Source organism: Microbispora sp. H10885 (assembly GCF_014161415.1).
Classification (GTDB): domain Bacteria; phylum Actinomycetota; class Actinomycetes; order Streptosporangiales; family Streptosporangiaceae; genus Microbispora; species Microbispora triticiradicis.
In genome coordinates, this window is record NZ_JABBWY010000007.1 from 494401 (window position 1) to 507168 (window position 12768).

The 12768-nt window shown below is 73.3% G+C and carries 8 protein-coding genes; 3 read left to right on the forward strand and 5 right to left on the reverse strand.

All coding sequences use genetic code 11. From position 1 onward, the window contains the following. The first annotated feature begins 67 nt into the window (after positions 1–67). Both HHX37_RS21215 and HHX37_RS21220 read left to right on the forward strand, forming a co-directional pair. Positions 68–1582: an MFS transporter gene (locus HHX37_RS21215; protein ID WP_182879475.1), complete on the forward strand. Its 1515-nt coding sequence runs from the start codon at positions 68–70 to the stop codon at positions 1580–1582. Between the two features lie 7 nt (positions 1583–1589). Then, complete coding sequence (locus tag HHX37_RS21220) at positions 1590–2207, forward strand: TetR/AcrR family transcriptional regulator (protein WP_182879182.1); 618 nt, start codon at positions 1590–1592, stop codon at positions 2205–2207. Positions 2208–2389: 182 nt separating this feature from the next. On the opposite strand, the gene HHX37_RS21225 is transcribed toward HHX37_RS21220, so the two are convergent. The 4 genes from HHX37_RS21225 to HHX37_RS21240 form a co-directional block, all read right to left on the reverse strand. After that, positions 2390–4147 (reverse strand): NAD+ synthase, encoded by a 1758-nt coding sequence (locus HHX37_RS21225; protein WP_182879181.1) that lies wholly within the window; start codon positions 4145–4147, stop codon positions 2390–2392. Between the two features lie 52 nt (positions 4148–4199). Beyond that, on the reverse strand, positions 4200–5705 hold the full coding sequence (locus tag HHX37_RS37825; RefSeq protein WP_182886478.1) for a BTAD domain-containing putative transcriptional regulator: 1506 nt from the start codon (positions 5703–5705) through the stop codon (positions 4200–4202). A gap of 254 nt (positions 5706–5959) precedes the next feature. After that, a complete protein-coding gene (locus HHX37_RS21235) occupies positions 5960–8140 on the reverse strand; it encodes a sensor histidine kinase (protein ID WP_182886479.1) in 2181 nt (726 codons plus the stop codon). 81 nt (positions 8141–8221) lie between these two features. After that, entirely contained in the window at positions 8222–9439 is a 1218-nt protein-coding gene (locus tag HHX37_RS21240) for an MDR family MFS transporter (RefSeq protein ID WP_182886480.1), read from the reverse strand. 70 nt (positions 9440–9509) lie between these two features. Here HHX37_RS21240 and HHX37_RS21245 point away from each other — a divergent pair, with 70 nt between their 5' ends. Then, positions 9510–10469 (forward strand): DUF5937 family protein, encoded by a 960-nt coding sequence (locus HHX37_RS21245; RefSeq protein ID WP_138461267.1) that lies wholly within the window; start codon positions 9510–9512, stop codon positions 10467–10469. 73 nt (positions 10470–10542) lie between these two features. Here HHX37_RS21245 and HHX37_RS21250 read toward each other — a convergent pair whose 3' ends face one another. Further along, positions 10543–12615, reverse strand: a complete 2073-nt coding sequence (locus HHX37_RS21250; protein ID WP_182879177.1) for a sensor histidine kinase — start codon at positions 12613–12615, stop codon at positions 10543–10545. Between the last annotated feature and the right edge of the window lie 153 nt (positions 12616–12768).

Below are 12768 nucleotides of genomic sequence, written 5' to 3' on the forward strand. Positions count from 1 at the left end.
CGCAGTCATGGGGGATTCCTTGGAAGCGCATACCGGTCACCCACGCCGATGGCAGATCCTCGGCGTGATGGTGTTCAGCCTGCTGGCCGTCGTCCTCGACAACACCATCCTCAACGTGGCGATCAAGACGATCGCCGATCCCGTCCACGGCCTGGGCGCGACCCAGAGCGAGCTCGAATGGGCGATGAACTCCTACACGCTGGTGTTCGCCGGCCTGTTGTTCACCTTCGGGGTCCTGGGCGACCGCTACGGGCGTAAGCGCATGCTTTTCGTCGGCATGGCCCTGTTCGGCCTGGCCTCCCTCGCCAGCGCGTACGCCCAGGACCCGATGCAGCTCATCGCGGCGAGGGCGCTGATGGGCCTCGGGGGCGCGGCCATCATGCCGGCCACGCTGGCGGTCATCTCGAACGTCTTCCCGATCCACGAGCGGGGCAAGGCGATCGGGATCTGGGCGGGCGGCGTCGGCATCGCCGTCGCGATCGGCCCGATCACCGGGGGCGTGCTGCTGGAGCACTTCTGGTGGGGCTCGGTCTTCCTCGTCAACGTGCCGATCGTCATCATCGGCCTGGTGCTCATCGCCGCGCTCGTCCCCGACTCCAGGGACCCGAGCAAGAACAGCCTCGACCCGGTCGGCGTGCTGCTGTCCATCGCCGGTCTGATCAGCCTCGTCTACGGCATCGTCCGGATCAGCGACCTCGGCACCGTCGCGGACGTCTCGGTCATCGCGCCGTCGCTGCTGGGGCTCGCGATCCTCGCCGCGTTCGTGTGGTACGAGAGCCGCATCGAGCACCCGGCGTTCGACGTGCGGAACTTCCGCAACGCGGGGTTCTCCACCGCGATCGTGAGCGTCGGCCTCGTGTTCTTCTCGGCCATGGGCGTCATGTTCTTCCTGGCCTTCTACTGGCAGATCGTGCGCGGGTACTCGCCGTTGCAGTCCGGGGCGCTCGTGCTCCCGTTCGCCGCGGCCCAGCTGATCTTCGCGCCGCAGAGCGCGCGCATGGTCCAGAAGTACGGTGCTCGGGCCGTCGGCACGGTCGCGATGCTGGTCATCACGCTCGCCCTCGCCTCCTACGCCTTCGTGCAGGTGGACACCCCGATCTGGCTGCTGCTCGTCCTCACGTTCGTCCAGGGCGTGGCGATGGCCAACATCATGCCTCCGGCGACCACGGCCATCATGAACGCGCTGCCGCGGGAGAAGGCCGGTGTGGGCTCCTCGATGAGCAACGTCGTCCGGCAGGTCGGCGGCACGCTCGGCATCGCCATCCTGGGCGCTGTCCTGTCCGCGAGCTACCGCAACGACATGCAGGACAAGGTCACCGCGCTGCCGGAGGAGCTCCGGCACGTCGTCACCGAGTCCATCTCGGGCGCGGCGGGGGTCGCCGGACACCTGGGCGCGCGGGGCGCGGGCCTGCTCGACACGGCCAACGCCGCGTTCGTCACCGGCATCCACTGGGCGGCTCTCGGCTCGGCCCTCGTCGCCCTCCTCGGCACCCTCGTGGTGGCCCGCTGGATGCCGGGTAAGACCCGGGTCGACGTCGCGGCCGACAAGGCCGGGACCGAAAAGGAAGCGGCGGTAGTCTGAACAGGCCATGAATACGCAGCAGACGGCTGAGGGGGCGGCCCGCCCGGCGGGCCGCCCGCGCAGCGAGAAGGCGGATCGGTCGATCATCGAGGCCACTCTCGACCTGCTCGGCGAGGGCATCGGCGTGTCGGAGCTGTCCATCGAGTCGATCGCGAGCCGCGCCGGTGTCGGGAAGACCACGATCTACCGCAGGTGGTCCAACAAGGAAGACCTCGTGGTGGACGCCCTGGCGACGCTCAAGCCGCCGATCCCGCTGCCTCAGGGCGGGACCGTCCGGGACGACCTGGTGACCTACCTCCGGGTGATCCAGGAGGAGACCCGCCACCTCCGCACCCGCTGCATCATGAACATCGCCATGAGCGACTCCGAGCGGCATCCCCGGCTGGCGGAGCGGTTCCGCGAGCTGGCCGTGGAGCCGCGCAGAGCGGTGGTGGCGGCCGTCCTGCGCCGTGGCATGGACACCGGTGAGCTGCGGGCCGACCTCGACGTCGACATGGCGCTGGCGCTCCTCAGCGGCGCCATGGTTTGGCTCACGAAGTGGTCCGACGGGCACTCCCCGGCCGACCTGCCCGAGCGGATCGTCGACGAGGCGCTGAAGGGCTTCCGCCCCCGCCCCGCCGAGTGACCCGCCGGACGGCCCGCTGAGTGAACCCCCGCGCGGCCGGCCACGCCCGGCCGCGCGGAACGGCGGCCGGGCACCATTTGGCCGCCTCCGTCCGACATCGGCGGCGACACCCTGTCCGGCATCGCCGGGAGGACCATCGCCCCCGGAGGCCGCCGCGGACCCGCGAGGCGCGTGGCGGGTGACTAGAGGCGCTCGCGCCAGCGGTTGGTGATGGGCAGGCGGCGGTCGCGGCCGAAGTTCTTGGGCGTGATCTTCGGCCCCGGCGGGTACTGGCGGCGCTTGTACTCAGCCAGGTCCACCATGCGGATCACCTTGGTCACCAGCTCGGGATCGTGCCCGGCCGCGATCAGTTCGTCCCGCCCCATGTCCCGCTCCACGTAGTCGCGCAGCAGGCTGTCGAGCACCTCGTACTGCGGCAGCGAGTCGGTGTCGCGCTGGTCGGGCCGCAGCTCCGCGCTCGGCTCCTTGGTGATGGAGTTCTCCGGGATCGGCGGCACCCCCGGCTGGGCGTTGCGCCACTCCGCGAGCTTCCAGACGACGCTCTTCAGCACGTCCTTGATCGGCGCGTAGCCGCCCGCCGAGTCGCCGTACAGGGTGGAGTAGCCGGTGGCGAGCTCGCTCTTGTTGCCGGTGGTCAGCACGAGGTGGCCGTGCTCGTTCGACAGGCTCATCAGCAGCATGCCGCGCACCCGGGCCTGCAGGTTCTCCGCGGCCAGGCCGGTCAGAGCGATCTCCTTCTCGAACGCCGAGACGATGTCGGCGATCGGCACGACCTGCGCGTTCACCCCCTGGCGGCGCACCAGCTCCTCGGCGTCGGTGATCGAGTGGTCCGAGGAGTACCGCGACGGCATCAGCACCGTGTGGACCCGCTCGGGCCCGATGGCGTCGGCCGCGATCGTGGCGGTCAGGGCCGAGTCGATGCCGCCGGAGAGGCCGAGGATGACGGACTTGAAGCCGTTCTTCCGCACGTAGTCGCGCACTCCGGTCACCAGCGCGTGGTAGATCTCCGCGAGGTCGTCCAGCCGCTCGGCGACGACCGGGGGCTCCGGCTCGTACGGCTCGACCGGGTCGGCCGACAGCAGCACCCGCTCGACCGTGATGACCGTCCCGTCGTGGGCGTCGTAGGAGTCATGGCTCGGCTCGCCGAGCTCGACCGCGGCCTCCGGGAGCTCCAGGTCCGTGACGAACAGCTCCTCGCGGAACTGGGACGCGCGGGCGACCAGCGCGCCGGAGGCGTCCACGACGAGGGAGTCGCCGTCGAAGACCAGCTCGTCCTGGCCGCCGACCATGTTCACGTACGCGAGGGCGCAGCCCGCCTCGCGGGCCCGCCGCGCGCACAGTTCCAGCCGCACGTCGTCCTTGTTGGTCTCGTACGGCGAGCCGTTGGGCACGACGAGCAGCCCGGCGCCCGCCTCGGCGACCACCGAGACCGGCCCGCCCTCCTGCCACAGGTCCTCGCACAGGGCCACGGCGACGTCCACTCCGTGTAGCCGGAAGATCGGCAGCCGGTCGCCGCGGACGAAGTAGCGGTACTCGTCGAACACCCCGTAGTTGGGCAGGTGGTGCTTGGCCGACTTCGCCACGACCCGGCCCCGGTGCAGCACGGCGGCGGCGTCGAGCGGGGCGCCCTTCGGCTGCCCGACGCGGGGGGCGAGGTCGGCGCGGTCGAGGTATCCCACCACGACGGGGAGGTCTCCGAGCCCCTCGTCGGCGAGCCGCGCCGCCACCTCGGACAGCGTCGCGATCGACGCCTCGGCGAACGACGAGCGGAGCACCAGGTCCTCGGCCGGGTAGCCGGTCAGGAACATCTCGGGGAAGACGACGAGGTGCGCGCCGCGCCCGGCGGCCCGGCGGGTCCACTCGACGAGGGTCTCCGCGTTGCCGGCGATGTCTCCGACGACGGGATTGGTCTGGGCGAGAGCGATACGCAGTTGAGCCACGCCCCCACCCTAAGGTGTCCGGTTTTTTGTCGTCAAACTGACGATAAGTAGTTCAGGCGCCGGGTGTTCCCGGGCTGACCAGACCCCTCTCGTACGCGAGGACCACCAACTGGGCGCGGTCGACCAGCCCCAGCGCGCGCAGCAGCGCCGTCACGTCGCCGGCGACCTCGCCTTCCGGCACGTCGAGTGTCATCGCGATCTGCCGGTTGGTGAAGCCCCGGGCGACGAGTTTGATGAGGTCGACGTCGGCGTCGGACAGGCCCTCCGGCGCCGACGGGTCGCGCCGCCCGGCGAAGGCGGAGATGAGATGGGTCGTGACCGCCGGGTCCAGCAGGGCGTCCCCCGCGACGGCCGCCCGGACCGCCGCGATGAGCTGCTCGGGCGCCGAGGTCTTCAGCACGAAACCGCTCACCCCGGCCCGCAGCGCCGCGTACAGGTTCTCGTCGGTGCCGAAGGTTGTCATCATGATCACCTTCGGCGGGGCCTCCGCCGCGAGGATCCGCCGGGCCGCCGCCAGGCCGTCCAGGCGCGGCATCTGGATGTCCATGAGCACCACGTCGGGCCGCGCGTCGCGGACGAGCGCGATGGCCTGCTCGCCGTTCTCCGCCTCCCCGACGAGGTCGAGCCCCGGCTCGCTGTCGAGGATCACCTTGAGGCCGGTGCGCACCAGCGCCTGGTCGTCGGCGATCAGCACGCGCAGGGCACGCGCGCCGGCCCGCGCCGGCTCGGTTCCACGCGGCGTGTCGGGCCCGGGAGGAGCGACCCGCGCTCCGGGCGACACCCCGGAGGCCGGGCCCGTCTCGGGGGCGTCGAGGTGCCCCGCCTGCGCGAGGATGTCCTGCTCCAGACGCTGCAGGGTGGGGCCGAGGTCGAGGCCGAGCTCGTCGCGCAGCGCCTCCCTGGCCCGCCGCAGCGCGCCGAGCGCGTCGCCCTGCCGTCCGGCGCGGTAGAGCGCGAGCGCGAGCAGCCGCCAGGCCTCCTCCCGCAGCGGGTGCGCGGAGGCGTGCGCCTCCAGGTCCGGGATCAGGGCGCCGGTGCGGCCGAGCCGCAGGGCGGCGTCCGCGCGGCGCTCCACGGCGAGAAGACGCAGCTCGTCCAGCCGCATCGCCTCGGCCTGCGCCCACATCAGCTCCTGGAACCCGGCGAGCGCGGGCCCCCGCCAGAGGCCGAGGGCCGTCTCCATCCGCTCCAGCGTCGCGGCCGGTCCGTCGTGGTCGCTCTTGACCAGGTGCTCGAAGTGCCAGGAGTCCACGTCCTCGACACCGGCGCGCAGCGCGTAGCCCGGGGGAGCCGAGACCAGGATGCCCGCCTCCTCGCGCGGCGCGCGGCCGGGTTCGAGCGCCCGCCGCAGCCGCGAGACGTACCCCTGGATGGTGGACAGCGCCTGGGCGGGCGGCTCGCCGGGCCACAGCTCGTCGATGAGCGCGCTCACCGGCACCGCGCGCCCTCCGGCCACGAGTAGCCGGGCGAGCACGGCCTGCTGCCGTTGCCCGCCCAGATCGAGCGTCTCGCCATCGGAAATAGCCTCGAACGGCCCCAGAGCACGAAAAATCACCATCGCACGGGTAAGCGTAAGGGCAGCGACCCCCGAAGACGCGCCGCGCGCCTTTCGGTTGTGTCACGAGGTCATGACATGCCTGCTCACACCCCCCGGAACGCCGGATGCAGGCACTGGAGGCGGAGGGCACCCGGGGGACTCCCGTCGCCGGGCATGAGGTTCAGGCGGTGCGGTGGGAGGGGACGTGCACGAGAGCCCGGCAGCGCGCGGGGCAGGCAATGCGGGCAACGCAGGGAATCAGGCGGTTCGGGGCGTCAGGAGGTGAGCGGGAAGCGGGCCTCGACAACCGTGCCGCCGATGTCCGGGGCGGTGACGGTGCAGCTGCCGCCGAGTTCCGCCGCGCGTTCGCGCATCGAGGACATGCCCACTCCCGCGCGCAGGTGGGCGGGCAGGCCGATGCCGTCGTCGGTGATCCGCACCCGCAGCTCACCGCCGCCGTCCTCCGCCCCCGCTTCTGCCTCCGCTCCAGGCCCTGCCCCCGCTTCTGCCTCCACCTCTGCCGCCGCGGCTCCAGGTCCCGCCCCCGCTCCCGTCCCCGCTCCTGCCTTCGCCTCTGCTCCAGGTCCCGTCTCCGCCGCCGCTCCGGTCCGGGTGATCTCGACCTGGACCCGGGTGGCGCGCGCGTGGCGGCGCACGTTGTTCAGCGCCTCCTGCACGATGCGGTAGACCGCGACCTCCACGGCGGCGGGCAGTCCGGCGAGGTCGCCCTCGGCCCGTACGATGACGTCCACCGGCGCCGGAGCGTCCTCCTCGTGCCCGGAGCCGCCGGCGGGCAGCGTCTCCGCCGCGAGGGCGCGTACGGCACCCGCCAGCCCGAGGTCGTCGAGGGCGGGCGGACGCAGGCCGTACACGAGCTCGCGGATGTCGCCGGCCACGGCGTCCATGCCCACCCGCAGGTCCCGCAGCAGGCCGTCGGCGGCGGAGGGCGACCGGGTGAGGCTCATCCGCGCGATGTTGATCGTCATCGCCATGGCCCCGAGGGTCTGGCCGAGCCCGTCGTGCAGGTCGCGGCGCAGCCGCCGGCGCTCCTCCTCGCGGGCGGCCAGGATGCGCTCCCGCGACCGCTGCAGGTCGGCGGCCATGCGTACGGCGTGGGCCACGTCGGCCACGTAGGGGAGCAGGGTGGCGAGCACCCGCTCGTCGTGCGCGGCGGCGAACCTCCGGGCGCCCGGCGGGCCGACCAGCAGCCGGCCCACCGGTTCGCCGTGCCAGACCAGCGGGACCTCGCGGGGCTCGGGCCCCACGTGGCCGCTCTCGACGTACCGCGGACTGCCGTCGGCGATCTCGACGGCGACCCCTTCCACGGCGAGGCCGTCCCGCACGACCGTCACCACCGAGGCGAGCGCGTCGGCGGGGTCGGCCCGCCGCACCTCCTGAGTCAGCCGCTCGGCGAGCAGCGCCGGGTCGCCCACCGGCCCGTACAGCGCGCGGTCCACGACGCCTTGCAGGGCCCGGCGCAGCGGCTGGAAGAACGCGCCCGCGAACAGCGCCGCCGCGAGCCCGGCCACCTGGTGGTATCCGGAGACGAACAGGCTGGAGGCGGCTCCGACGCCGAAGTACACCGCGCCGACCACGACGAGCAGCCCGACGCTGACGAACGTCCGGCTGATGAGGGTGTCGATGCCGTACAGCCGGTAGCGCAGGACCGCGAAGAGGATCGACGGCGGGATCAGCGCCGTCCACAGGGTGGCCGCGACCGACGCCGACGCTCCCAGCAGGTACAACAGGACGTACACGGCGAAGAACAGGAGCGGCCAGGCGATCTGCCGCCGCGTCGCCGGGTCGGCCCGCCGCATCCGCAGCGCGAGCGAGGCGAGCGCCGCGACCACGCAGACCTGGATGAGCACCTGCGGCGCCAACCAGAGCGACTGGTAGTAGGGGGCGAGAGCCCTGATCTCCAGCGGATTGTGGATCACTTCCGGCCAGGGGTAGTCCGCGGGATCCGGATCGGGCCGCACCAGGCCCATGACGATCAGGAAGACGGTGGTGAGGACGCCCACCACGACGACGGCCCGCCACCCGCGTGAGGGGAGCCGGCCGTCGGGGGAGTAGAGCGGAAGCAGGACCGCGAGCATCAGGCCCGCCACCGCCCAGCCCACGAGGTACACCGCGCGTGCGGCGATGGCCGCGCCCATCTCACCTTGCGAGGCCCAGTAGAACGAGAACGCGGTGAAGGCGACGTTCACCGACCCCAGCAGGCCGCCGGCGCACATCAGCCAGGCCATGATGAGCCGGGGCCGCCGGGACACCAGGAACGCTCCCGTGGCCGGGAACGTGAGGGCGATGCCGGCGTCGGGCGGGATCGCCGGGTGCGGCTGCCATTCGGCGGGGAGCCGGAGCTGGACCACGACCCCCAGGAGAGTCAGTCCGAGCGCGACGGCCGCCATCGCGTACGCCATCGTGCGCGCGGGGAAGGCAGGGGGGTTCTCTTCCATTCTGGACCGAATTATGTCCTGTCCCGTTCCGCCCTGGAACAGAAAACCGGGACGCCGCCGGCCGGGACGCGGGCCCTTTCGTCAGGCGGCGGAGCGGCGGCGGACCGCGCGGCCGAGGAGAAGCTGGGCTCCCGCCGCGAGCAGGCCGAGGCCGCCCAGCACCGGCCAGACCAGGCCCGGCGCGTCCGCCAGCAGCCGGGTGCCGACGAGGGGCGCGAGCAGCGCGCCGGCCGACCACGACAGTCCGTACAGGCCGGAGTAACGTCCCCGCAGATGGGCGGGGGCGAGCGTCGCGACGATGGCTCCCGGGATCCCGGCGGTGAGCGCCTCGCCGAGCGTCCAGACGGCCACGGTCGCCGCGTGCCCGGCCCCCGACGACACCAGGGAGGTCAGCGCGAACCCGAGCCCGACGAGCGCGAACCCGGCCGCCAGCACCCTGGACGGGTCGAACCGGGCCAGCCAGGTGGTCGTGACCGGCTGCACGACCACGATCAGCAGGCCGTTCACGGCCATCGCCATGCCGTACGCGCTGGTCGGCAGGCCCTGCCCGGTCATCGCGAGCGGCAGTGTGCTGTAGGCCTGCAGGTAGACCAGCGCGTACGCCAGGTTGGCCAGCACGAAGGCCAGCATGACCCGGTCGCGCAGCACGTCGGCGAACCGGCCGGACGGCGCGTCTTCACGGGCCGGGCGGGTCTCGGGGATCGCTCTCCACACGAGGACGCCGAAGACCAGGCAGGTGACGGCGTCCACCCAGAACAACACCGTGAAGCCCGAGCGGGCGAGCCAGCCGCCGGTCACCATCGCCACCGCGAACCCGAGGTTGACGGCCCAGAACAGCAGCCCGAAGGCCCGGGGCCGGTCCTCCGGCGGCACCAGGTCGGCGACGATCGCCTGCGACGCCGGGCGGTAGGCGTCGACCACGATCCCCAGCACGAGCATCCCCGCGACGAGCCCCGGCACGCTCGTGGTGTAGCCGAGCGCGAGCATGGTGACGGCCGTCGCGACCATCCCGCCCGTCAGGGTGACCCGGCGCCCGAAGCGGTCGCTCAGCCATCCTGCGACCGGCTGCGCCAGCAGCGACCCCACGCCGAACATGGTCATCACCAGTCCGGCGGTGGCCAGCGGCACGCCGCGCGCCTGCGTGAGGTAGACGCCGATGAACGGCTCCACCATCGTGCCGAGACGGTTCACGAACGAGCCGCCGAACAGCACCCAGAACGGCCGGGGCAGGCCGCCGGCCCTCGACCGGAGGAACCCCGTCCCGCCTGTCCTGTCCGCCCTGCCGGAAACGGTTGTCACGCCGATCACTGTTGGACATCCGGAGTCCGCCGTGCGAATGTTTTAGGCCTGGCTGAAACATGGGGGCGCGGTGCCGGTGGAGTGGCGGTTCACGCCGGACGACGTGGCGCGGCTGCGGTTCGCCTTCTCCCCGATGTGGGAGCTCGTGGCGAGCCTCCGGGTGTTGCGGGCCCCCGCCCGCCACTCGCCGCACCTGCCGTGGCTGCGGGCCGTACAGCCGCGCCTGCGGGGGCTCGACCTCACCGACCTGTTCGCGCTGGTGCCGTTGAGCGGCTATCTGCCCGATTTCCTCACGCCGCCGCCGGACACGCCGCTGCCCGACTTCCTCGGCGAGCTGGAGCGGGTCCGCGCCACGCCTCCCGGCACGGCGTACGAGGAGGCGGCGTGGGTGCAGACGCCCGACCCCGCGGCCCTCTCGCGGTTCACGGCCGACCCCGCCGCGGGCGTACGGCGGGTGGCGGACCTGCTCGGGCGGTACTGGACGGTCGCCCTGGAGGAGTTCTGGCCGGCGGTCCGCGCGCTGCTGGAGGCGGACGTGATGTGGCGCGCCCGCAGGCTCGCGGCCGGGGGAGTGCGTGAGCTGTTCGCGGACCTGCACCCCGACGTCGCCTGGCACGGCGACCGTCTGGTGACGGCCAGGAGATGCGCCTACGACGGCGACCTCGGCGGCGACGGCCTCGTCCTGGTACCGAGCGCCTTCTCCTCGCCGGGCGTCGCCGTCATGTACGAGCCGTACCGGCCCATGCTGTGCTACCCGGCGCGCGGGGTGGGCACGCTGTGGTCGGCCGGCGTGCCCTGCGCCCCGGAGCTGGCCGCGCTCATCGGCCGCACCCGGGCCCAGGTGCTGACCGCGCTGGCCGAGCCCGGCACGACCACCGCGCTCGCCCGGCGGCTCGGCCTCACGCCCGGCGCGGTCAGCCAGCACCTCACCGTGCTGTCCGGCGGCGGGCTCGTGACGCGGCAGCGGCTCGGCCGCGAGGTGCTCTATCGGCGGACGCCGGTCGGGGACGCGCTGACCGCCGCCCGCTGATCCGGCTCCGCCGGTCTGTGCCCGCCGGTCTGTGCCCGCCGTTCAGGGGCAGGCCGCCGATTCGGCGCGGCCGTCAGGACCACGCGCCGCCGAGGGACTGCCCGGGTACGGCCGGCAGGCGGGCCGTGACGGTCGTGCCATGGCCGGGCTCGGAGGCGACGGCACAGGTGCCGCCCAGCTCGGCCGCCCGCTCCGCCATCGAGCACAGGCCGACGCCCGCCCTGCGGTTCGCCGGGAGCCCCACGCCGTCGTCGGCCACCGTCACCCGCAGCTCGCCGTTCCGGTGCAGGACCACCCGCACGCGCCGCGCCCGCGCGTGCTTGCGCACGTTGGTCAGCGCCTCCTGCACGATCCGGTAGGCCGCCACCTCCACGGCGGCGGGCAGCCCGGCCAGGTCGCCGGTCACCTCGACCTCGGCGGCCGACTCCGCCCCGGCCGCCAGGCCCGGCCGGGCCTCTTCGACCAGGGCCCGTACGGCTCCCGCCAGCCCGAGGTCGTCGAGCGCGGGGGGACGCAGGCCGTACACGAGCTGGCGGACGTCGGCGGTGACGGTGTCCATGCCCTCGCGCAGGTCGCGGAGCAGCGTGTCGGCGGCGTCGGGGGAGCGTTCCAGGCTGACCCGCGCCGCGTTGAGCGTCATCGCCATCGACGCCAGCGTCTGCCCGAGCCCGTCGTGCAGGTCGCGGCGCAGCCGCCGCCGCTCCTCCTCCCCGGCGGTCAGGATGCGCTCGCGGGAGCGCTGCAGCGCGGTGGTCAGGAGTACCGTGTGCGCCGCGTCCGCGACATACGGCGCCAGCACCGCGATCACCCGCTCGTCGTGGGCGGCGGGGAACCGGCGGCGGCCCGGCGGCCCGATCAGCATGTGGCCGACCGGCTCTCCGTGCCACACCAGCGGCATCTCGCGGGCCACCGGGCCCACCCGGCCGCTGGTCGTGGTCTTCCCGTCGATCTCCACCGCGATGCCGGTGACCGACAGGCCGTCGCGGAGCACCTCCAGGGCGGCGAGCAGGGCGTGCGCGGGGTCGGCGTGCGGCAGCCGCCGCCGCAGCCCGGCGGCCAGCGCGTGCGGGTCGCCGCCCCTGCCGTACAACGCGTGGTCGGCCAGGCGCTGCAGCCCGCGGCGGATCGGATGGAAGAACGCCCCGGCGAACAGGGCCGCGGCCAGCCCGGCGAACCGGTCGACGCCGGACAGGACCAGGCTGGAGCCCGCGCCCACGAGCACGTACACGGCTGCGACCACGCCGACCAGGCCGGCGCCGACGAGGGCGCGGCTGATCAGCGTGTCGATGCCGTAGAGCCGGTAGCGCAGCACGGCGACCGCGATCGCGGCCGGCACCAGGGGCAGCGTCAGCGTGGCCGTCCACCAGACCGGATATCCGATCACCCACGGGACGACCAGGCCGGCCATGGCGACCAGCGGCCAGAGGATCTGCCGGCGCTCTATCCCGTCGGCCCGGTGGAACCGCACGACGAGCGAGGAGAACGCCAGCGCCATGCCCACCGCGACGACCATGTGCAGGCCCTGGCGGGTCTGCGCGTAGTACGGCGCGAAGGCCGCCACCTCCAGCGCGTTGCCGCCGGTGCGGACGCTCGACGGGGCGATCCACGAGCACAGCCAGTCGAGGCCGAGGGCCGTCGCGGTGATCGCCCCGGGCACGCACCAGCGCTTGGACAGGATCCGCCCGGTCGGATACAGCAACGGCAGCAGCACGCCCAGCGCGTACGTCGTGAGGTTCCACACCCCGTCGGCGAACACCCACAGCGGGTGGACCAGCGGATGCCCCCCGTTCAGGACGAGCAGGGCCGCCGTGTTGGCCGCCAGGATGTTGGCGGCCGAGCCCAGGCCGCCGAGGCACAGCAGCCAGCCGAGCAGCAGCCGGGGCCGGGAGATCACCAGCAGCGCCCCGAAGATCGGGAACGTGGTGCCGGCCACGTCCTCCGGAGCGAACGGCAGCGGGTTGTAGGGGGACGGCGGCAGTTGCGCGGTCACCCAGATGTCGCCGATCTCCAGGGCGACCGCCGCGCACGCGATGGCCACCGCGACGGCCGGGCCGTACGCCCGCACCCGGCCGGACCAGTCGAGGGCGCGCGTGTCGAGCGGCGGTCGTGCCACGGGCGGGAACTCCTTCTGGTCGTGCACCGGCATGCTGGGACCGTAGAACGCGCGGGTCGATGCTCACTGGACGACGGATCAACGCCGGATCAATGAGCAACGACTACGCGCGGGGGCGGTTGGTTCGCTCTCACACCCCCTCGTAACCCCTGTGAAACACGAACGAGGCAAACTGGTAGACACGCC

What these genes read in the sequence shown, in the direction of transcription:
- HHX37_RS21250 (WP_182879177.1), bottom strand. Translation starts at nt 12,615, where the DNA reads ATGCCGGTGCACGACCAGAAGGAGTTCCCGCCCGTGGCACGACCGCCG.
- HHX37_RS21215 (WP_182879475.1), top strand. Translation starts at nt 68, where the DNA reads ATGGTGTTCAGCCTGCTGGCCGTCGTCCTCGACAACACCATCCTCAAC.
- HHX37_RS37825 (WP_182886478.1), bottom strand. Translation starts at nt 5,705, where the DNA reads ATGGTGATTTTTCGTGCTCTGGGGCCGTTCGAGGCTATTTCCGATGGC.
- HHX37_RS21220 (WP_182879182.1), top strand. Translation starts at nt 1,590, where the DNA reads ATGAATACGCAGCAGACGGCTGAGGGGGCGGCCCGCCCGGCGGGCCGC.
- HHX37_RS21235 (WP_182886479.1), bottom strand. Translation starts at nt 8,140, where the DNA reads ATGGAAGAGAACCCCCCTGCCTTCCCCGCGCGCACGATGGCGTACGCG.